This is a genomic window from Mangrovihabitans endophyticus (assembly GCF_014646155.1).
Classification (GTDB): Bacteria; Actinomycetota; Actinomycetes; order Mycobacteriales; family Micromonosporaceae; genus Actinoplanes; species Actinoplanes endophyticus.
In genome coordinates this window covers 70,351-91,722 of record NZ_BMMX01000014.1, presented here as the reverse complement: position 1 = coordinate 91,722, position 21,372 = coordinate 70,351, and the positions used below count along the sequence as shown (strand labels likewise).

The 21,372-nt window shown below is 70.3% G+C and carries 17 protein-coding genes; 11 read left to right on the top strand and 6 right to left on the bottom strand.

Features of this window, described 5'->3' with window-relative positions; translation table 11 throughout:
* Positions 1 to 32: 32 nt before the first annotated feature.
* Positions 33 to 1,097, top strand: coding sequence for a FecCD family ABC transporter permease (locus IEY73_RS17095; RefSeq protein WP_229715899.1), 1,065 nt, complete (start codon positions 33 to 35; stop codon positions 1,095 to 1,097).
* Complete coding sequence (locus IEY73_RS17090) at positions 1,094 to 1,864, top strand: ABC transporter ATP-binding protein (RefSeq protein ID WP_189080201.1); 771 nt, start codon at positions 1,094 to 1,096, stop codon at positions 1,862 to 1,864. The genes IEY73_RS17095 and IEY73_RS17090 overlap by 4 nt, the downstream gene beginning before the upstream one ends.
* Positions 1,865 to 1,878: 14 nt before the next feature.
* Here the strand turns inward: IEY73_RS17090 and IEY73_RS17085 are convergent, their stop codons facing one another.
* From IEY73_RS17085 to IEY73_RS17075, 3 genes are all read right to left on the bottom strand, one after another.
* Positions 1,879 to 2,640: a VOC family protein gene (locus IEY73_RS17085; RefSeq protein WP_189080200.1), complete on the bottom strand. Its 762-nt coding sequence runs from the start codon at positions 2,638 to 2,640 to the stop codon at positions 1,879 to 1,881.
* A gap of 50 nt (positions 2,641 to 2,690) precedes the next feature.
* Positions 2,691 to 4,706 carry a HelD family protein gene (locus IEY73_RS17080; protein WP_189080199.1) on the bottom strand — a complete coding sequence of 672 codons (2,016 nt, stop codon included), beginning with the start codon at positions 4,704 to 4,706 and terminating at the stop codon, positions 2,691 to 2,693.
* Between the two features lie 507 nt (positions 4,707 to 5,213).
* Complete coding sequence (locus IEY73_RS17075; RefSeq protein WP_189080198.1) at positions 5,214 to 5,783, bottom strand: ArsR/SmtB family transcription factor; 570 nt, start codon at positions 5,781 to 5,783, stop codon at positions 5,214 to 5,216.
* Between the two features lie 132 nt (positions 5,784 to 5,915).
* On the opposite strand from IEY73_RS17075, the gene IEY73_RS17070 reads away from it, so the two are divergent.
* On the top strand, positions 5,916 to 7,133 hold the full coding sequence (locus IEY73_RS17070) for an MFS transporter (RefSeq protein ID WP_189080197.1): 1,218 nt from the start codon (positions 5,916 to 5,918) through the stop codon (positions 7,131 to 7,133).
* Positions 7,130 to 7,984, top strand: coding sequence for a menaquinone biosynthetic enzyme MqnA/MqnD family protein (locus tag IEY73_RS17065; protein ID WP_189080196.1), 855 nt, complete (start codon positions 7,130 to 7,132; stop codon positions 7,982 to 7,984). Before IEY73_RS17070 ends, IEY73_RS17065 begins: the two co-directional genes overlap by 4 nt.
* Positions 7,985 to 8,018: 34 nt before the next feature.
* Here the strand turns inward: IEY73_RS17065 and IEY73_RS17060 are convergent, their stop codons facing one another.
* Positions 8,019 to 8,972: an aldo/keto reductase gene (locus tag IEY73_RS17060; RefSeq protein WP_229715898.1), complete on the bottom strand. Its 954-nt coding sequence runs from the start codon at positions 8,970 to 8,972 to the stop codon at positions 8,019 to 8,021.
* A 169-nt stretch (positions 8,973 to 9,141) separates the two neighbouring features.
* Between IEY73_RS17060 and IEY73_RS17055 the strand changes: the two genes are divergently transcribed.
* Entirely contained in the window at positions 9,142 to 10,734 is a 1,593-nt protein-coding gene (locus IEY73_RS17055; RefSeq protein WP_189080195.1) for a beta-1,3-glucanase family protein, read from the top strand.
* A 65-nt stretch (positions 10,735 to 10,799) separates the two neighbouring features.
* Here the strand turns inward: IEY73_RS17055 and IEY73_RS17050 are convergent, their stop codons facing one another.
* On the bottom strand, positions 10,800 to 11,627 hold the full coding sequence (locus IEY73_RS17050; protein ID WP_189080194.1) for an SWIM zinc finger family protein: 828 nt from the start codon (positions 11,625 to 11,627) through the stop codon (positions 10,800 to 10,802).
* Position 11,628: 1 nt separating this feature from the next.
* A complete protein-coding gene (locus IEY73_RS17045) occupies positions 11,629 to 14,712 on the bottom strand; it encodes a DEAD/DEAH box helicase (RefSeq protein ID WP_189080193.1) in 3,084 nt (1,027 codons plus the stop codon).
* 192 nt (positions 14,713 to 14,904) lie between these two features.
* Here IEY73_RS17045 and mqnC point away from each other — a divergent pair, with 192 nt between their 5' ends.
* The 6 genes from mqnC (at position 14,905) to IEY73_RS17015 (ending at position 21,367) form a co-directional block, all read left to right on the top strand.
* On the top strand, positions 14,905 to 16,137 hold the full coding sequence (gene mqnC / locus IEY73_RS17040; protein ID WP_189080192.1) for a cyclic dehypoxanthinyl futalosine synthase: 1,233 nt from the start codon (positions 14,905 to 14,907) through the stop codon (positions 16,135 to 16,137).
* A gap of 534 nt (positions 16,138 to 16,671) precedes the next feature.
* Complete coding sequence (locus IEY73_RS17035; protein WP_189080191.1) at positions 16,672 to 17,904, top strand: EGFR-like transmembrane domain-containing protein; 1,233 nt, start codon at positions 16,672 to 16,674, stop codon at positions 17,902 to 17,904.
* A gap of 584 nt (positions 17,905 to 18,488) precedes the next feature.
* Positions 18,489 to 19,217 carry a demethylmenaquinone methyltransferase gene (locus IEY73_RS17030; RefSeq protein ID WP_268240455.1) on the top strand — a complete coding sequence of 243 codons (729 nt, stop codon included), beginning with the start codon at positions 18,489 to 18,491 and terminating at the stop codon, positions 19,215 to 19,217.
* A 13-nt stretch (positions 19,218 to 19,230) separates the two neighbouring features.
* The gene (locus IEY73_RS17025; RefSeq protein ID WP_229715897.1) at positions 19,231 to 19,536 is read left to right on the top strand and encodes a hypothetical protein; all 306 of its coding nucleotides are present in this window, start codon (positions 19,231 to 19,233) and stop codon (positions 19,534 to 19,536) included.
* 99 nt (positions 19,537 to 19,635) lie between these two features.
* The gene (locus IEY73_RS17020; RefSeq protein ID WP_189080190.1) at positions 19,636 to 20,934 is read left to right on the top strand and encodes a geranylgeranyl reductase family protein; all 1,299 of its coding nucleotides are present in this window, start codon (positions 19,636 to 19,638) and stop codon (positions 20,932 to 20,934) included.
* A 67-nt stretch (positions 20,935 to 21,001) separates the two neighbouring features.
* Positions 21,002 to 21,367 (top strand): NADH-quinone oxidoreductase subunit A, encoded by a 366-nt coding sequence (locus IEY73_RS17015; protein WP_189080189.1) that lies wholly within the window; start codon positions 21,002 to 21,004, stop codon positions 21,365 to 21,367.
* Positions 21,368 to 21,372 lie beyond the last annotated feature (5 nt).

Here is a 21,372-nt window from a genome sequence, read left to right as displayed (position 1 = left end):
ATGGGGGGCCGGGACCGCCGGGGACCGTGCGCGTGACCGACGCGCCGACGCGGCCCCCGGGCGTCCGTCCGGGCTGGCTGCTCGGTGGGGTGGCCTCGGTGCTGCTCGCGCTGGTCCTGGGTGTCTCGCTAGGACCGGTCGGATTGCCCCCGGGCAGCGTGGCGCTGGAACTGCTCAACCTCCTTCCCGGCGTGCACCTGCACAGCGGCCTGTCCGAGCGGGAGATCGCCATCGTCACGCAGCTCCGCCTGCCACGTGTGGTGCTGGGCTTGCTGGTCGGCGCGATGCTCGCCCTGGCCGGCGCCGCCTATCAGGGCGTCTTCCGCAATCCGCTGGCCGACCCGCATCTGCTCGGCGTCGCGTCGGGCGCGGGCCTCGGCGTCACCGCGGTGATCGTCAGCCGGGCGGCCGTCGGCGACGCGACCTCGAACCTGCCCCTCGGGGTTCCGCCGGCCGCGTTCCTCGGCGCGGTCGGCGCGGTGGCGTTGACCTGGCTGCTGGGCACCGCCGGGGGCCGGGAACGAACCCCGGCCACGCTCATCCTGGCCGGGGTGGCGGTGTCCGCGTTCCTCAGCGCGGTGCAGACCTTCCTGCTGCAACGGCATTTGGACGCGCTGCGGGAGGTCTACGCCTGGCTGCTCGGCCGGCTCGCCACCGCCGGCTGGCACGACGTGCTGCTGATCCTCCCGCACGCGGTGATCACCTCCGCCGTGGTTCTCGCCCAGCGCCGGGAACTCGACGTGCTGACCGTCGGCGACGACGAGGCGGCCGGCCTGGGGCTGCACCCGCAGCGCAGCCGGTACGTGCTGGTGCTGGCCGCCGCCCTGGGTACGGCGGCGGCGGTCTCGGTCTCCGGACTGATCGGATTCGTGGGCATCATCGTGCCGCACACCCTGCGCCTGCTGGCCGGTGCCAGTTACCGGATCATCCTGCCGCTGTCGGTGCTCTACGGCGGTGCCTTCCTGGCCCTCACCGACCTGGTGGCGCGTACCGCGGGCGGGCAGGCGGAGATCCCGATCGGCGTGGTGACGGCGTTCTTCGGCGCGCCGTTCTTCGTGGTGGTGCTGCGCACCGGCGCGAGGTCGGTCAGCTCATGATCGTGGTGCGGGGGCTGGGCATCTCGCTGGGCGGCAGCCGCATCGTCGACGGCGTGGATCTGGACGTCGGCGCGGGGGAGTGGGTGACCGTCATCGGGCCCAACGGGGCCGGCAAGTCCACGGCGCTGCGCGCGATCGGGGGCGTCCTACCGTTCCGGGGCTCGGTGACGCTCGACGGCCGGGCCGTGGAAACGCTGTCCCGGCGGGAACGTGCCCGCACGGTGGCCACCGTCGCGCAGAGCCCGGTGGTGCCGCCGGGCATGCGGGTGCTCGACTACGTGCTGCTCGGGCGTACCCCGTACATCCCGGTGCTGGGCCGCGAGTCCGCGGCCGACCTGGCCGCGGCGCACGAGGTGCTGGAGTCCCTGGACCTGACGGGGTTGTCCGGCCGGCAACTGGACACGTTGAGCGGCGGCGAGCGCCAGCGGGTCTTCCTCGCGCGTGCGCTCGCGCAGGGCGCGCGTGTGCTGCTGCTCGACGAGCCGACGACGGCCCTGGACATCGGCCATCAGCAGGAGGTGCTGGAACTGGTCGACCGGCTGCGGGTGGCCCGCGGCCTGACCGTGCTGGCCACCATGCACGACCTGTCGGTGGCGGGGGAGTACGCCGACCGGATGGTGCTGCTGGCCGGGGGCCGTGTCGCGGCGGCCGGCACGCCACGGCAGGTGCTCACCGCGGACCTGCTGGCCGAGCACTACCGGGTGCGGGTACGGGTGATCGAGGGCGAGCACGGACCGCTGGTGGTGCCGATCCGCCCGGCCGGATGACGGCCCGTCGGCCGTTACCGGTCGCTGGCCAGGATGGAGAACGTGCCGCCCTGCGGATCCTCCAACACCGCGTACCGGCCCATCGGCAGGGTGGTCGGCGGGTGCACGACCCGCCCGCCGAGCTCGTGGGCCAGGGCGGCGGACCGGTCACAGTCCCGCACCGCGAAGTAGATCATCCAGTGCGGCGACAGGTCGTCCGGCCACTGCTCGCCGATCATCGGCTGCATGCCGGCGATCGGCTCGCCACGATGCTCCCACACGACGTACGGCACGCCGCCCATGGAACTGTCCCGGCACGTCCAGCCGAACACCTGGCCGTAGAAGGTCTTCGACCCCTCCACGTCGCGGGTGGTGAGCTCGTTCCAGGTGAGCGCGCCCGGCACGTCGAAGACCTCGGCGCCGGGCATGGTGCCCGGTTGCCACACGCTGAACGGCGCGCCCGCCGGGTCCAGGAAGGCGGCCATGCGGCCCTGGGCCATCACGTCGAACGGTGCCACCAGCACCCGGCCGCCCGCCGCCTCGACCCGGCCGGCCACGGCATCCGCGTCGTCGGTGGCGATATAGGTGCTCCACGCGGTGGGCTGGCCGGTGCCGAACAGTGGTCCGGCGCCCGCCGCCGGACGGCCGTCGAGGCTGAACACCAGGTAGCCGCCGTAGTCGTCACCGGAAACGTGCGCCGTCCAGCCGAACAGGCCGGTGTAGAAGCGCTCCGCGTCGTCCAGGTTGGCGGTCCCGAGATCCACCCAGTTGGGCACCCCCGGAGTCGGAACTGTCATGACCGCATGGTCGCATCGAGATCCTTTAGTCGGGGTTAAGTGTCCGGGTTCTAGCTGAAACTCCGACCTTCGAGCGCATCCGGCAGGGGCTTCGCATGCACCACCGAGAGCCGCGAGACGGCACGGGTGAGCACCACGTACAGGCGGTGCAGGCCGCGCGGCTCGGCGGCCACGATATCCGCCGGCTCGGCCACGATCACGTGGTCGTATTCGAGTCCCTTCACGATGGTGGCGGGCACCACGGTGACCCGCGCCGGCGAATCCACGTCCGCCGGTGTCGCCGTCTGCACCCCCGCCGCCGCCAGGTGCCGGTGCAGATCGTCCACCGCGGCGTCCGCGGCGATCACCGCGACCGAACCCTCATGCTCCAGCGCGGCGGTCACCTCGACCAGGGTTGCCGCGGAAAGGCCCGCAGGCTCGGCGACCGGCACCATCGAGAGGTCGCCGTCGCGGCGCAGCGAGACCGCCTCCGGCACGTTCACCCCGAGCGCCGGCAACAGGCGGTTCGCCAGGGCGACCACCGCGGCCGGTACGCGGAATCCCACGGTCAGCGGCACCACGGCGGCGTCCGGCTTGCCCAGGTGCGCCAACGTGTCCTGCCATCGGGAGGCGGCCCACGGCGCGGTGCCCTGGGCCAGGTCGCCGAGCAGCGTGACCGAGCCGTGCTCGCTGCGCCGGGCGATCGCCCGAGCCTGCATCGGCGACAGATCCTGGGCCTCGTCCACCACCACGTGGCCGAAGCTCTGCCGACGTTCCAACAGACCCGACGCCTCGTCGAGGAGCACCAGGTCGGCGGCGCTGAACTTGGCTGACTTCGGGGTCTTCGGCGGCTTGGTCCAGCGCAGCGCCTCCCGTTCCGGCTCGGTGAGCAGATCGCCGGCCACGGACGGATCGCTCAGCACGCCGACGACCAGCGCTTCCGGCGTCATCGCGGGCCATGTCGCGTCCAGGAACTCGCGAACCGGCGCCACCTTGGACATCTTGCGCAGCCAGGCTTCGCCGGGGGAGTTGCCGGTGCGGTACTCCGACTGGCGCTGCAACAGGCCGACCACGCGCGCGCGGACCCGCTCCCGGCCCAGCGCGTACGGCAAACCTTCGCGCCCCGCCTCGTCGACGATGCGGCGCAGCGGCTCCGGATCGATCCGCCACCGGTACGAGCCGTCCGACACCATGATCGGTTCGGTGGGCTTGGCGAGCCGCCCCCACAACGCCGCGCGCAGCACCTCGGCCATCCGCGGATCGTGCTTGACCAGGGCTGCGACGGGACTGTCGGTGGCGCGTACCGGAGCATGCGCGACCAGGTCGTCCACCGTCGCCTGCTGCACCTCCACCTCGCCCAGCGCCGGCAGCACCGCCGAGATGTACGACAGGAAAGCCGAGTTGGGTCCCACGACCAGCACGCCGGAACGGCGCAGGCGCTCGCGGTGCAGGTAGAGGAGATAGGCCGCGCGATGCAGCCCGACAGCCGTCTTCCCGGTGCCCGGCGCGCCCTGCACACAGATCGAGTCGGACAGTTCGGCTCGCACCAGTTCGTCCTGTTCCGGCTGGATGGTGGCCACGATGTCGCGCATCGGCCCGACGCGCGGACGCTCGATCTCGGCGGTCAGAATGCGGCTGCCGGTGCCCAGTTCCTCACCGCGATCCAGGTGCTCGTCCTCGAAGCTGGTCAGCTCGCCGTGCACGAAACCGAACCGGCGCCGGGTCGACACGCCCTGCGGGTCGCGGGCGCTGGCCCGGTAGAACGAGCGGGACAGCGGGGCGCGCCAGTCCAGCACCATCGGTTCCCCGACGTCGTCGGTGACGTGCCGCCGCCCGACGTAATAGTTGGTGTCGGTGATGTCGAGGCGGCCGAAGAACAGCGGCGTGGTCGGATCGTCGGCGAGTTCGGCGACGCGGCGCGACAGGGTGCGGCCCAGGCTCTCCGCGCTGTACGGGTCGCCGGCCACCTCGGAGCCGGTGCTGAAGAGCGCTTGGGCGCGGTCGCGCATGCGGCGCAGGGCGGCCCGGGACGCGGCAAGATGGTTTCGTTCGGCGGTGAGTTCGGTGTCCAGGTCGGATGGGGGCACGTCTGGTCCTCATGCGGCTCGGTCGGGTTGCTCGCGTGTCCGCTAGCGGCGTCCGGCCGCTTGCGGCGCGGGACGTCCGGTCCGGTGCATGCTCACCACGGCCGTCGGGCGGCATATGACAATACGCCGCCCAACACCCCCACCCCACCGATTTACCCGCACACCCGCCCCCGCCCCCCGTCCCGTCCCCCGTCCCGTCCCCCGTCCCCCGTCCCCCGTCTCCCGTCCCCCGTCCCCGTCCCGTCCCCCGTCTCCCGTCCCGTCTCCCGTCCCCGTCTCCCGCCGATCTTGGACTTAGCGTGCCCGTTCGGCCCCCCTATGACCGACATATCGGACCACGAACTCCAAGATCGACGATGCCCGGCGGTAGGCGTGCGTCGATCTTGGAGTTTCGGGTACGGCATGTCGTGCTAAAGCACCCCGAATCCCACCCGCAAAGTCCAAGATCGCGCGGCCTGTGGACCGGGGTCAGGGGGACGGGGCGGGGGCGGGGGCGGGGGCGGGGGCTCAGGCTGGGTGGGCGGTGAACAGCACCGCCACTGTGGCCGCGTCCGGCGGTGTGTCGGCGGTTCGTTCCCGCTCTCGGTACGGCTCCAGGATCGCCTGGACCTGCGCGCTGATCTCCGCCAGTTCGCCCGGTGTCACCTGCAGTTTCTGGGTCATCACGGTGGCTGCCTCGCGCCACTCTTGCGGCGCCTCGTGCCGTCGCGTGTACCAGTCTTTGATCCGGGCGAAGTCGCGGGCCAGAAAACCCTCGATCAGCGTCTGCTCCGCCCGGCGATCTTCCTCATTCTCCATGGCGCCCTCGATGCGCAGGCCCTCGGCGGCGCTGCGCCATACCCTCTCCCGGCCGTCGCCGCGGCTTGGCGCCTGCTCGATCAGTCCGAACTTTGCCAGTTCGCGAAGGTGATAGCTGGCGGCGCTGGGTGACAGGCCGACCAGGTCCGCGCACTCGGTGGCGGTGACCGACGCGTCGGTGCCGTTCAAGCGTTCCATGATCTCGATCCGGGCGGGGTGGGCGAGGGCTCGCATCACCTGCGGGTCGCGGATCGTCATCTGGTTGCGCGGGGCAGTCATGCCGCCATCTTCCCCGTTCCCGACCGGCACCCACGGCACCCACGCACCGGCCGGCACCGGCCTGGCAGCACGGCACGGATCGGGGGCGGCACCGGAGTTGCCAGGGTAGATGTGAAGAATTATCTTCGAAGTATGTCCTTCACAAGTCGCTGGGGTGATGTCTGGCTCGCCGCCGTGGCACGCGCGGTGTCGAGCTGCGGCGACTTCCTCGCGGCCACGGCTCTGGCGCTCGCGTTGCAGCAGGCGGGCCGTGGCGGCCTGGCGGTGTCGGGGTTGTTGATCGCCGCCAGCCTCCCGGTGACGATGCTCGGGTCGGTCGCGGGCCGGATCGCCGACCGGCTGGACAGCCGGCGCATCCTCGTGGTCACCGGCCTGGCGCAGGCCACGGTGTGCGTCGTCCTCGCGTACGTCGGTGATCCGATCCTGATCATCGGGTTGGTGGCGTTGCTGGCCTGCGGGCTCGCGGTCACCGGCCCGACGCTTGCCGCGCTGTTGCCGGACATGGTCGGCAAAAACGATCTCGCCCGTGCCGGAGGTCTGCAGCAGAGCGCGAACATGATCGGGTTGCTGGCCGCGCCGGCCCTCGCCGGGATCCTGGTGGGACGTTTCGGGCTGCGGGTGCCGTTGCTGTTGGACGCGTTCTCCTATCTGGCGCTGGTGGCCGCCGGCATGCTCCTGCGGACCCGGCGTCGTGGTGCGTCCGCTGGGGATGCTCCCCGTGTCGGTGCCTGGCGCCTGCGTGCCGACCCGCTGGTGTTCGTGATGGTGGTCGCGGTGGCGACGGCGGTCGCCGGGGTGAGCGCGATAAACGTCGTCGAGCTGTTCTTCATCCGGGAGACGCTCGCCGCCTCCACCACGATGTTCGGCCTGATCGCCATGGCGTGGAGTGCCGGGATGCTGGTCGGCGCGCTGGCGTTCGGTCAGCTTGGCGGCAGATGGTCCGACCCGGCCGCCCTGGTGCGTGGTGTGCTGGCGCTGCTCGCGGGGACCTGCCTGCCGGTGCTGGCCGGCGCCGGGGTGAGCGACGCGGCATTGCTCCTGCCGCTCTGGGTGGCGGGCGGGTTCTGCAACGGCGGTATCAACGTCCTGATCGCCGTGGTATTCGCCCACCGGGTGCCCGCCGCGGCTCGGGGGCGCGCCTTCGCCGTTCTGGGCGCTGCTGTGCAGGGTGCGAACCTCGGCGGGTTCCTGCTCGGCGGCGTGCTGGTCGGGCCGGTCGCGCCGCGCATCCTGATGGTCGCGTGCGGCGTGGCCGGTCTGGTCGCGGTGCTCGGATGCCTGCCCGCGGTGCGACGTGCAGCACGTCCGGCCCGGAACGGTGCCGGTGTGGAGATAGCGTCGGAGACATGACCGACAGCGCACGATGCCGCCCGCGGGTCGGCCACATCCAGTTCTTGAACTGCCTGCCGATCTACTGGGGCCTGATGCGTTCGGGTGCACTGCTCGACGTCGACCTGCACAAGGACACACCGGACCGGCTCAATGCCGCCCTCGTCGCCGGCGACCTGGACATCGGGCCCATCTCGCTTGTCGAATACCTGCGCCACGCCGACGAACTGCTGCTCCTGCCGGATCTCGCGGTGGGCAGCGACGGCCCGGTGCTGTCGGTCAATCTGATCTCCACCCGCCCGCTCGCCGAGCTGGACCGGCGGCCGGTCGCGCTGGGCTCCACGTCGCGTACGGGTGTGCTGCTCGCCGAGATGCTGCTGGCCGAGCGCTACGGCGCGGCCCCCGACTACTTCCGCTGCCCGCCCGATCTGTCGCAGATGCTGCTGGAGGCGGACGCGGGCGTGCTGATCGGCGACCCGGCCTTGCGGGCGATGTACGAGGCTCCGCAGCACGGCCTTCAGGTGATCGACCTGGCGCAGGCGTGGAAGGACTGGACCGGGCTGCCGATGGTGTTCGCCGTCTGGGCGGCGCGGCGTGACTTCGCGCGGGACAACCCGGGTGCGGTCAAGGACGTGCACGAGGCGTTCCAGCGTTCCCGCGATCTGTGCCTGACCGAGCTGGACGAGGTCGCCCGCGCGGCGGCGCGCTGGGAGCCGTTCGACGCCGCGACGCTGGCGACGTACTTCCGGGCGCTGGACTTCTCCCTGGGCGCGCGACAGGTCGCCGGAGTGCGGGAATTCGCCCGCCGGGCGGCGGTCCGCGGCGAGGTGCCGCCGTTGCCCGCGGGCGGACCGGTGTTCGCCGACGTCTGACCGACGCCATGCCGGCCCGCCTCCCGGGCCGGTGTCAGCCCAGGATGTCGTCCAGGGCGGCGGCATCCGCCGCGCTGAGCTGCCAGGCGCCGGCTGCCGCGTTCTGTCGCACCTGCTCGGGCGTCGTTGCGCCGGCGATCACGCTTGTCACCGCGGGGCGGCTCGCCAGGCCGGCGATCGCCACGTCCAACAGGCTGTGGCCACGCTCGGCGCCGAAGGCGGTGAGGGCCTCGATGGTGTCCCAGTCGGCGTTGTCCAGCCAGCGCTGGTAACGCTCCAGGGACAGCCGAGTGCCCTCGGCAGGCTTCTCGCCGCGCCGGTACTTTCCGCTCAGCAGGCCGCTGTCGAGCGGGAAGAACGGCAGGAAGCCCAGGCCGAAGTGCTCGCACGCGGGCAGCACCTCCGACTCGACGTCACGTTGCAGCAGGCTGTACTGGTTTTGCGCGCTGATGAACGGCGTCTGTCCGGCGGCTCGCGCGGTCCAGTCGGCGTCCGCGATCTGCCAGCCGGCGAAGTTGGAGTTGCCGAGGTACCGCACCTTGCCGGAGCGGACCAGGTCGTCCAATGCGGCGAGCGTCTCGTCGATCGGGGTCGCCGGGTCGGGCTGGTGCATCTGATAGAGGTCGATGTAGTCGGTGTCCAGCCGTCGCAGCGACGCCTCCACCGCACGCACGATGTAGCGGCGGGAGCCGCGTGCGCCGAAGTCATTGCCGTTGACGCCTTCCATGTTCATGCCGAACTTGGTGGCGAGCACGATGTCGTCTCGCCGTCCCTTGAGCGCGGCGCCCAGCGTCTTCTCCGACGCTCCATGCGGCGAGCCGTAGATGTCGGCGGTGTCGAACAGGGTGATGCCCGCGTCGAACGCGGCGTCCACCACCGATGCGGTCTGCTCGGCGTCCAGTTTGCGGCCGAAATTGTTGCAGCCGAGGCCGACGACGGAGACCACGAGACCGGAGTTGCCGAGGCGGCGGTAGCTCATCTCACTCATGATCCGAGCCTATGCCGAGGGCTCGGTCGGTACGAAAGGGCAGGGCGGGCGGGTGCGCGGAGGCATTCGGACATCATCCGGTAATACATCAGTCCTTCTCTATTGACACACCTTGTTAACGGTTTGAGGCTGTGAGAGCGCTCTCCCGTCATCCCCCGAGGAGGTCCCCTTGCGCGCGAAAAAACTCCTGGCGGTCCTCGCGGCGCTGATCGTTCCGCTCGCGATCCCCGCGCCCGCCTTGGCCATCGGCCCTTCCGTACTCCCCGTCACGGTCACCAACAGCACCGGCCGCGGTGACGCGACCTACCTGTACGTCATCGGCGTCAACACCAACACCGGTCGCCTCGGCTATGTGAACCAGGGCGGCACGTTCACGCCCTGGCCGGCCGGCTCGATCCCGCCCTCGCCCGCCCCGGACGTCGCGATCGGCGGACCCGGCAACGGGGGCAACACCACGATCAACTTCCCGCGCGGGTTCTCCGGCCGGGTCTACTTCTCGTTCGGCGAGAAACTCAAGTTCTTCCTCACGCCGGACGGACTCGTGCAGCCGGCGCCGTGGGCGGACGGCGACGCCAACCAGAACATCCTGTTCGACTGGAGCGAGTTCACCTACAACGACGCCGGCCTGTGGCTGAACAGTTCCCAAGTGGACATGTTCGCCGTCCCGCACGCGGTGAGCGTGACCGGGGCGAACGGCGCCACCTCGCGCACCGGCGCGGTGGTGGCCGACGGCCGCAACAACGTGATCAACGGCATCAAGGCCCAGTCCGGGTGGGCGAACACCGTCTATACCCGATCGGACGGGACGGTGCTGCGGGTGCTTTCGCCGGGCAAGGCCGCGGGGGCGGGCAAACTGGCTTCCGGCTACCTCGACCCGTACATCAGTTGGGCGTGGAACCAGTACACCGGCAAGACGCTCACCGTGGTGCCCTTCGGCGACCAGCCGAACACCAAGTACTACGGCCGCACCTCGGGCAACGTCATGAACTTCACCAACTCCGCCGGACAGCAGGTGGCATCGTTCAACAAGCCGTCGTCGGCGAGCGTCTGGGGCTGCGACGGCGACCTTCCGGCCCCCAACGACCAGGTGGTCGGCCCCATTTCACGTACGCTGTGCGCCGCGCTCAACCGCGGCACGCTCGGCTCGATCGACACCCAGCCGAGCACCAACGCGGCGGAGTTCTACCAGAGCAACCCGACCAACCAGTATGCGCGTCTGATCCACGCCAACATGGCGGACGGTAAGGCGTACGCGTTCGCCTTCGACGACGTCGGCAACTTCGAATCGTTGGTGCACGACGGCGACCCGCGGTCGGCCGGCATCACGCTCAGCCCGTTCTCCGGCGGTGGCGGCGGTGGCGGCGGCGGCGGTGGTGGCACCGGCAACGCGATCATCAGCGACTGGAACGGCAAGTGCCTGGACGTGCCCAGCTCCAACTTCTCCGACGGCGTCCAGGTCCAGATGTGGGGCTGCAACGGCACCGGCGCGCAGAAGTGGAACGCGGTCGGCGGCGCGCTGCAGACCAGCAACAACATGTGCCTGGACGTGCCGTGGGGCTCGACCGCCAACGGCGCGATCATTCAGATCGCCACGTGCAGCGGCAACCCGGCGCAGCAGTGGGTGCTCAGCGGTGCGGGCGACCTGGTGAACCCGCAGGCCAACAAGTGCCTGGACATCAAGGACTGGAACGGCAACGACGGCGCCAAGGCGCAGCTCTGGGACTGCGCGGGCTCCGCGAACCAGAAGTGGCACCGGGGCTGACCCGGTAGCCGGCTTCCGCAACGGCGGGCCCGCGGACGCGCGCGGGCCCGCCGTTGCCGTGCCGGTCAGTCGGGTGGGTCGGCCAGACGGCGGTAGGCCGGGCGCAGCAGGTCGACCACCGGGATGCCGCGCACCCGCACCGGCGGCGGGTCGAGGGCGCGCAGCAGCAACTCCGGCGGGGTGATCATGCGCGGCGGGCGTTCCCGCAGACGGCTGAGCGAGATCCCCGGCGTGTAGAACTCGGTCAGCGAGTCGGCCAGCGGAGTCTCGTCCACGGCCAGCGGATCCGGCGTCTGGTCCGGGTCCGGCGTCGCGCGCAGCGCCGCCAGCAGCGTCTCCCGGTCACGCCCGCGCCACGCCAGGACCAGGAACGGATCGTCGTCGAATGCTTCGGCCAGCACATAGAGCACGGCGGACGCGTGCTTGCACGGCACACTCCAGTCCGGGCAGGTGCACTCCATGTCCAGGCGCTCCGGGAACAGCGGCCGGTCGAGGTGGTCGAACAGGTCCACCGCCTCGTGCGGCATGCTGCCGGCCAGCAGCGAGGCGCGGTAGATCGCCTGCGCGGCAAGCGCGTCGACGATCTCCGCCCAGTCGCGGTCGCCGTACGCGTCGATGGTCAGCGTCACCAGGTACGGCTGGGGGCGGGAACCCTGCACCCGGCCGCGCACCTGGCCCGGGGTGAGCTCGAAGTCGATGACCTGGCCCTTGCGCGCATACGCCCGCCCGCGGGCGAGACGCCCGCCGTCGCAGACCCCCTCCAGGATGTCGACGAACCGGCGGGACCACCACTGCTCGCCGATCTTGCCGCGGCGGCTGCGCACGGCGATACCGCCGTCCACCTGGATCGGCTTGGCGCCCTCGAAGAACCGGCCGTCGGGGTCAACCGGCATTTCAGCCCACCGCCTTCGGGTCGAGCTCGAACAGCTCGCGGAGCTGGTCGGTGCTGAGGTCGGTCACCCAGTCCTCACCGGTGCCGACCACCGAGGCCGCCAGCGCCTTCTTCCGCTCGATCATCGCGTCGATCTTCTCCTCGAGCGTGCCGGTGCAGATGAATTTGCGGACCTGGACATCCCGCGACTGCCCGATGCGGAACGCGCGGTCGGTCGCCTGATCCTCGACCGCCGGGTTCCACCAGCGGTCCACGTGCACCACATGGTTGGCCGCGGTGAGGTTCAGGCCGGTGCCGGCCGCCTTCAGCGACAGCAGGAACAGCATCGGCTCCTCGTCGTGCTGAAAGCGGTCCACCAGGTCGTCGCGCCGGGCCTTGGCCAGCCCGCCGTGCAACCACAGGACCGGCCGGTCCAGATGCGCCGCCAGGTAAGGCTGCAGCATGGCGCCGAATTCCGCGTACTGGGTGAAGATCAGCGCCTTGTCCCCGTCGGTGATGATCTCTTCCGCGAGCTCTTCGAGCCGGGCCAGTTTGCCCGAGCGTCCGGGCAGCCGTGAGCCGTCCTTGAGCAGGTGCGCCGGGTGATTGCAGACCTGCTTGAGCTTGGTCATCGCGGACAGCACGTTGCCCCGACGTTCGATGCCCTCGGTGCTCTCGATGACCGCCATCATGTCCTCGACCACGGCCTGATAGAGCGTGGCCTGCTCGGCGGTGAGCGAACACCACGTCTTCATCTCGTTCTTCTCCGGCAGGTCGGAGATGATCGACTTATCCGTCTTGAGACGACGCAGCACGAACGGGCCGGTCGCCCGCTTCAACGCGGCCGTCGCGTTGGCGTCCTGGCGCACCTCGATCGGCTCCTGGAAGCGGCGGCGGAAGCGTTTCGCCGGGCCGAGCAGCCCGGGGTTGCAGAACTCCATGATCGACCACAGTTCGGCGAGGTGGTTCTCCACCGGCGTACCGGTCAGTGCCAGACGACTGCGCGCCCGGATCGTTCGCACCGCCTGCGCCTGCCGGGTGCCGCTGTTCTTGAGCGCCTGCGCCTCGTCGCAGGCCACCCGCCCCCACGCGATCTCGCGCAGAATGTCCACATCGCGCAGCGCCGTGCCATAGGTGGTGACCACCAGGTCGGCCTCGGCCACCGCGGCGCGGAACTCCTCCTGCCGCTTGCGAGTGCTGCCGTGATGCACATGGACCCGCAGTTCCGGCGCGAACCGCTCGGCCTCCTTGCGCCAGTTGCTGACCAGCGACATCGGACAGACCAGCAGGGTCGGCGCGACCGGCTCGCCGCCCACGCGCTCGGCGAGCAGCAACGACAGCGTCTGCGCGGTCTTGCCCAGCCCCATGTCGTCCGCCAGAATCCCGCCCAGCCCAAGCTGGGACAGGAAGTGCAGCCAGGACAGCCCGCGTTCCTGGTACGGGCGGAGGCTGCCCTGGAAGCCCGCCGGTGTCGCCACCGGCGTCAGTCGCTCGGCGGCCTCGCCGGACAGCAGATCGCCGAGCATGCCGTCGGCGTCCACCTCCAGCAGCGGCAGGTCCTCGGCGCCGCCGTCCACCACCATCTGCAGTGCCTCACCCGCGGTGAGCTCGCCCTCGCGCCGCTCGCCGACCGCCTTGAGCGCCGCCGACAACTGACGGTCGTCCAGTTCCACCCACTGACCCCGCACGCGCACCAGGGGAACCTTCAGGCGAGCCAGCTCGGCGAGCTCCTCGGCGCTCACCGCCCCGTCGCCGATCACCAGATCGATGCGGAAACCGACGAGCTGATCCAGCCCGAAGCCGGAGTCCGCCACGGCGCGAGACGCGGGCGACTGGGAACGGGATCGGGTGGTCAGCTTCATCCCCACCGACTTGCGCCCGGCCCAGGACGGAAGTTGCACGCCGAACCCGGCGGCCTGCAACAGCGGCGCGGCCTGCCGTAGGAACTCGTGCGCCTCCGCGGTGTGCAGCGTCATGCCCTCCGGCTCCGCCGCCCGCAGCGCCACGTGCAGCGCGGGGAACAGCCGCACCGCCCGGCCGAGGCCGGCGAGCAACATCTCGTCCGGCTGCGGCGGCAGGCCCGGCATCCGGATGCCCTCCCACAGGTCCGCCGCGGGCAGGTAGAGGCTGGGGTCGTCGGTGGACTGCAACGCGAAGTCGAGCCACCAGTCGTCCGCGCCGGGCGGCGGCTCGACCAGACGGAAGACCAGCCGGATCGGCCCGTTCGCCTCGGCCGCCGCCCGCAGCCAGCCGTCGAGGGCCCCGGCCAGCCGGGCCACCTCGGCCGGCGCCGCCCCGGGCAGCGTCGGATCCTCATCGGTGAGCGCGACCGCCCAACGGTCCGGCAGCGGCGCCCTCGGACCGGGGCGATGCCCGCCCAGCAGGCGCTCGGACACGAGAGCCCGCGCGGCGGAGTCGACCAAGGCGTCGAGCGCGCCGCGCACGGTGGCTGCGGCCCCGGCGGAGGACGCCGCCCGGCACACCGGCGGGATCGCCTCGGCGAACTCCCGCCCGGTAGCGGCGTCCGCGCCGGTGACCACCGGGTGCCAGCGCGCGGTCGGCACACCGCCCTCGGCGACCAACTGCGGCAACATCCGGCCACGCCGCGCCAGATCACAGGCCCAGCCGGCGAGCACGCTGAGATAGCGCAGCGAGGCGCCCGGCGTCCACACGTCGTCCGGCGCAGGCTCGGCGAGCATGCCGAGCGCGGCCAGCGCGGCGTCCCCCGGAAGTTGCAACACCGGCGTCCGCCAGGTGGACAAGCGCAGGTGGCGGGCGACTCGCGCCTCGCGGGCGTCGCCGCCCGCCTCGGGCGACGGGAGCGGCCCGGCGGCGATGCTCGGCAGTTGCAGCTCGACCGTCGCCGCGGCGGCGGTCTCGATGGCGATCGCGACCTCGGGTGCGGCGGCGCTCTCGGGTGCGGCGGCGCTTCCCGTGGCGACCGCGGACAGTGCGGTGGCTAGCTCGGATGCCGGCACCGCGAACGGGTGCGCCCGCCGACGCGCCCGCGACGACGTGGTCAACGGGCGCGCCGGGTCCTCCGCCCAGAGCACCAGCCAGCCCGGCGAGTCCGCCTCGGCCACCCAGCCGCCGTGTACGACCAGCACCAGCCACTCCGATCCACGAGACTGCCGTCGAGGCTAGCGAGAACCCCCGACAGAAGACGCACGGCGCGGCCGGGCGTCGCATGCCGGACTGCCCGCAGGAACCGGGCCGGGATCGCGGCGGGCGCCGTGATCCGCGCCGCGACCACGGCCGCAGACTGCACGGGAGCCGCCGGAGGGACGTACGCTTCTGGCGTGACGGCGAACGCGGAGATCGACAGCATTCTGCAGCGCGGCGCGGACGGCGGGCGGATCACGCCCGAGGAGGCGCTGCTGCTCTACACGGACGCGTCCTTCCACGCGCTCGGCGAGGCCGCGGACGCCGTGCGCCGCCGGCGCTACCCGGACGGCATCGTCACCTACCTGATCGACCGCAACATCAACTACACCAATGTCTGCGTCACGGCCTGCAAGTTCTGCGCCTTCTACCGGGCGCCGAAACACGCCGAGGGCTGGTCGCACCCGACCGAGGAGATACTGCGTCGCTGCGGCGAGGCGATCGACCTCGGTGCCACCCAGGTCATGCTCCAGGGTGGCCACCACCCGGACTACGGCGTCGCGTACTACGAGGACCTGTTCTCCTCGGTCAAAGAGGCCTATCCACAGCTCGCCATCCACTCGATCGGGCCGAGTGAGATCTTGCACATGGCAAAGGTGTCCGGCGTCTCGATCGAGGAAGCGGTGGTCCGGATCAAGGTCGCCGGGCTCGACTCCATCGCCGGCGCGGGCGCCGAGATGCTGCCGGACCGGCCGCGCAAGGCCATCGCACCGCTGAAGGAGAGCGGCGCGCGGTGGCTGGAGGTCATGGCTGTCGCCCATCGGCACGGCCTGAGCAGCACGGCCACCATGATGATGGGCACCGGCGAGACCAATGCCGAGCGCATCGAGCACATCCGGATGATCCGCGAGGTGCAGGACCAGGCGGTGGCGGGAGGCTATCGGGACACCCCGGTCGAGGCGGACGGCACCGGCGGCTTCCGCGCCTTCATCCCGTGGACGTACCAGCCGGAGAACAACCATCTCAAGGGCCGCACGCAGGCCACGACGATGGAGTACCTCCGGTTCATCGCGGTCTCCCGGCTGTTCTTCGACAATGTCGCCCACCTGCAGGCATCCTGGCTGACCACCGGCAAGGACGTCGGCCAACTGGCGCTGCACCTGGGTGTGGACGATCTGGGCTCGATCATGTTGGAGGAGAACGTCATCTCCTCGGCGGGCGCCCGGCACCGATCCAACCTGCACGAGTTGATCTGGATGATCCGGACGGCGGGGCGGATCCCGGCGCAGCGGGACACCCTGTACCGGCATCTGGCGGTGCATCGCACCGAGGCGGACGACCCGACGGACGAGCGGGTAGTCTCGCACTTCTCGTCGATTGCCATGCCGAACGGCGGCGCGCGCACGCTGCCACTGGTCGAGACACGCTAGGCCCCGACGGGTGCTGGGCGCGCGGCCCGGCACTCCCGGCCCCTCACGCCCCGGCCGTCGCGTTGAGCTGGCCCAGTGAACCTTTTGCAACGTGGCGAGGCCGGCAGATGCCGCCGCTGGTCGACGGTGCGCAACCGACGGGCTCGATGCCAGGGTGAAAGGTTTCAGCGCGGGGGCGACGCGGTTGGCGGGTGTCCGGCACTGCTGCTGGCGGTGTTGCGGGGAACCGGCTTGTTCGTGAATTCGCGCCGAACAAACCGCCGACGAAATCCCGGATTCGCCCATTTCGAGCGACGCGAATTCCTTGCCCAATGGTGCCGGGTGTGCGGCGCGGCCCGACGGAGTGCGGATTGATCGGTCACAATATGTGACGGCGGGCTCCGCCGTTCGGCCGGTCGCGGCCGACTTAAGGTTTCATTAATGGTCGATGTAAGGGGCAAAACGGCCAAGTCTGTGTTGTCGGGGTCGCGAGGAAGTTGCGGTGATCGATAGCCTTCGGCTCCTTTTCTCGATCAATCCCACGGGGAGATCTCCATGATGCTGCGCACTGTTGCGCGCATGGGTGCCGCCGGCCTGTTCGCGGCCGGCTCGCTCGCGGTGACGGCCGGTCCGGCGCTCGCCGCTGCGGACGTCGACTTCGGCGTCTCGCTGAAAGGCACCACCATCGCGGCCAACTCGTCCGGCAAGTTCGGCGCGGTCGACATCGCGAACAACGGCACCACCACGCCCGACGAGGTCGAGGTCATGTTCGACGCGACCAAGCTGGACACCACGAAGGTGAAGGTCGACCTGGGCGCATGCACGTTTCAGAACGGCATCGCCGACTGTGTCCTGGACGGCTCCCGGATCCCCGGTCCGGGCGAGACCTCGGATCTCGACCTTCCGCTGATCCGCCAGAAGGGCGCGTCCGGCTCGGCGGGCAAGCTGACGGTGACGGTCAAGGTCAAGGGCGACACCAACAAGTCGAACGACAGCCGCACGGTCGACGTCAAGGTCGGTGACAGTGGCGTCGACATGGTGATCGAGGTCCCGGACGTGACCGGGGTGCAGGACAACGGGACACCGACTGGTAAGGCCATTCCGCCCGGTGGTTCCAGCCTGGTGGAGGGCTTTGTCGAGAACCGCGGCGACCGCACCGCCGACGGCGTTCGCCTCACCGTTTCATTGCCGAAGGGCGCGACCTTCAGCGAAACGGTGGAGGGTTGCAAACTCAACGGCGCCAAGTCCGAAATGCAGTGCACGCTGTCCGACTTCCAGATGGTGCCCGTCGATCGCGACGCCGAGCCGGACGAGTTCTACTCGGCCTTCGGCTTCGCGTTCCCGGTGGTGGTCGGCAAGGACGTGACGGGTCCGGTGTCGCTCAAGGGCGGCAATGCCACGGTGGCGGCCGTCGGCGTCGTCGCCGACACCGCGCGGAAGTCGCTGGTCAAGCCCGCCGCCCCGGAGATGCCGGACGGCTTCAGCGCGCTCACGTCGGCCCAGATCGCCCGGGTCGAGGTGGACGCCACCGACAACAGTGACGACTTCGCGGTGCTCGTGGCCGGCCCGGCCGGCGGCCAAGGCGGCGCGGGCGGTCACGGCGGCAATGGAGGCAACGGCAACGGCGGTGGCCAAGGCGGCGGCGACGGGGGCGGCCTGCCGGTCACCGGCCCGGTCGCGGCGACGGTCGGTGGTGTGGGCGCGGCGGTGGTGCTCGCGGGCGTGATGCTTTTCGTGCTCACCCGTCGTCGTCGGATCGTTCTGCAGACCCCGCGCGACGGTCGCTGAGAAACACATCAGATTGTCGGTCCGGCAACTCGTTGCGAGTTGCCGGACCGGCGCATTGAGGGGTGACGATGGGCCCTTGGTTTGTCCCCGTCGGCCGAACGGATGAGTCGCTATCGGTGGTGCGGTGAGGTGCGTATTGCTCCTCGGTAACGAGCCTCGCGTCTGGCTGTACCGGGGTTTCTGCGCTGGTTACCGTGCCGGTGTAAGGATCAACGTCGTCGACCGGCGGCCGACCGGCTGCACGGTGGCGACGCCTCGGACCCGACCGATCGCGGTCGTATATATAGAGCGGTACCGACGGGCGAGATGGCATACCATCTCGCCCGTTTTGCTGTATGCCTTTCTCCCGCATCGGTGTGCCGCGCGACACGGCGCAATGAACCTTTTCCACCTGGCATCGAGCCCGTCGGTTGAGTGCCGTCGACCAGCGGCGGCACCTGTCGGCCTCGCCACGGTGAAAAAGGTTCAATGTGAAACGGCCGCAAATGCGCATCGTGCCGGGATTCCGGCGGGGGACGACTCCGGTCGGTGCGGGCGCACCCGGCTCACGACCGCGCCGGGCCGGGCGATGGCAGAGTAGTGGGGTGACGCGCGCAGACCTGGACAAGAAGCCACACGAGGTCGCCGAGATGTTCGACGGCGTGGCCCGGCGCTACGACCTCACCAACACCGTGTTGTCGTTCGGTCAGGATCGCGGCTGGCGCCGCGCCACCCGGGCGGCGCTGGGTCTGCGGCCAGGGGAGCGGGTGCTGGACGTGGGTGCGGGCACCGGCGTCTCCACGGTGGAGTTCGAGCGGGCCGGCGCGTTCGCGGTGGGCGCCGACCTCTCGACCGGCATGCTGCGTGCGGGTCGGCAGACCGGACGAGCGGTGCCGTTGGTCGCGGGCGATGCCTTGCGACTGCCGTTCCCGGACGGCACCTTCGACGCCGTGACCATCTCGTTCGCGCTGCGCAACGTGGTGGACACCGGCGCGGCGCTGCGCGAACTGGGCCGCGTCACGCGGGTCGGCGGGCGTCTGGTGGTGTGCGAGTTCAGCCACCCGACCAACGAGGCTTTCCGTACGGCGTATCTGTCCTACCTCATGCGTGCCCTGCCGGCGGTGGCCCGCCAGGTGTCCAGCAATCCGGACGCGTACGTCTATCTGGCGGAGAGCATCCGGGCCTGGCCGGACCAGCGTGGCCTGGCGGCTCGTATCGCCGCGTCGGGACCGTGGATGCGGGTGGGATGGCGCAACATGAGCGGCGGTATCGTGGCGTTGCACCGGGCCACCAAGCGTGCCGACGTCGGCGCGTCCGATGCCCATCACGACTGAAAATCAAGACTAGGTGGTCGATTCGCCGGAAAAACGCCTGGTGAGCTGCTTAGCTGGTGTCATGGGAACCACTGGCTTTCCTGACGACAGCGACATCGATATCCCCATCGATGACCGCGATGAGGGTGAGCGGCTCGCCCACGCGCTTGCCGACCGCATCCACATGGTGGCCGTCGAGGACTCCGAGTTGGCGCAGCGCTTGGTGGATCAGTTGTTCGTCGGTCTGGACCGGGCGACGGACGGTACCTTTCGAGAACACCTGGACGGAGCAGCCCGGGGGCTCGCGGATCGGGCGCTGGCCGTGAGCAGCCGGGGTTAGGGTTCCCTAATCCGGCGGCGCTTCGATGGTCGTCTTAGACTCCGGACTGGGCTGGCTTGTGAAGTGTTTCACGAGCCTGCGCGAGACGGAGGTGAAGCCGTGAACGAGCACGCAGCAGCATCGGCACCCGTCGCCGACGAGGCCGACGTGATCGTCGTCGGCGCGGGTCCCGGTGGCTCCGCGGCGGCCTATCACATGGCCAAACACGGTCTACGCGTGCTGCTCTTGGAGAAGACCACCTTCCCGCGCGAAAAGGTCTGCGGCGACGGGCTCACCCCGCGAGCGACGCGGCAACTGATCCGCATGGGCGTGGACACGTCGGTCAAGGCCGGTTGGCTGCAGAACCGCGGACTGCGGGTGATCGGCGGCGGCGTGCGGCTCGAACTGGACTGGCCCGACCTGGCCTCCTTCCCCAACTACGGGTTGGTGCGCACCCGTCTCGACTTCGACGACATGCTGGCCGCGAAGGCCGCCGAGGCGGGGGCGTTGCTGCGCACCGGGGTCAACGTCTCCGGGCCGGTTCTCGACGACGACGGCCGGGCGATCGGCGTACGGGCAAAGGTCGGACTGGAGAAGGAACCCGTCGAGTATCGCGCGCCGCTGGTCGTCGCGGCGGACGGCGTGTCCGGCAAGCTGCCGCTCGCCATGGGGCTGGCCAAACGCGACGACCGCCCGATCGGCGTGGCGGTGCGTCGCTACTTCCGGTCCCCGGTCCGCGCCGACGACGACTACCTGGAGTCCTGGCTGGAGTTGCGCAGCGCGCAGGACCGGAATCGTCTGCTGCCGGGGTACGGCTGGATCTTCGGGTTGGGCGACGGCCGCGTCAACGTCGGCCTCGGCATCCTGAACTCGTCCAGCGCGTTCGGCCGCACCAACTATCGCGCCATGCTCACCGACTGGCTGGCCACCACCCCGCCGGACTGGGGGATGAACGACGAGGCCAATGCGGATGGCCCGACCCTGGGTGCGGCGCTGCCGATGGGGTTCAACCGGGTGCCGCACTACACTCGCGGGCTCATGCTCGTCGGCGACTCCGGCGGCATGGTCAACCCGATGAACGGCGAGGGCATCGCGTACGCGATGGAGTCGGGCGAGCTGGCCGCCGAGGTTGCGGTGCAGGCGCTGGCGCGGCCCGCCGGTGCGGACCGGGAGCGTGCCCTCCACGCCTACCCTGCCCAGCTCAAACTGCGTTTCGGCGGCTACTACCGGATCGGCGGGGTGTTCGTGAAGATGATCGGCAATCCGCAGATCATGCGGATCGCCACCAAGCACGGCATGCCGCATCCGATGCTGATGCGCTTCGTCCTGAAGCTGCTGGCCAACCTCACCGATCCGCGCGACGGAGACGCGATGGACCGGATCATCAACGGCCTGACAAAGGCAGCACCGTCGGCATGACCCCGGTCGAGGTGCCACCGAGGCGGATTAATAGTGTGAAGCCGCTAACAGTCGAGCAGGAGAGAACATGACGATCAATCCGTACGCCCCGATCGTCGGGTTGCTGATCCTCGGCGCGCTCTTCGCGCTCTTCTCGGTGTCCATCGCGCCGATCGTCGGCCCGAACCGCTACAACCGCGCGAAGCTCGACGCGTACGAGTGCGGCATCGAGCCGGCGCCGCAGCCGATCGGCGGCGGCCGCTTCCCGGTCAAGTTCTATCTGACCGCGATGCTCTTCATCATCTTCGACATCGAGACCATCTTCCTGTACCCGTGGGCGGTGTCCTTTGAGTCACTGGGCCTGTTCGGGTTCGTGGAGATGGTGCTGTTCATCGTCACCGTCTTCATCGCCTACACCTATGTGTGGCGACGCGGCGGCCTCAACTGGGACTGATAACC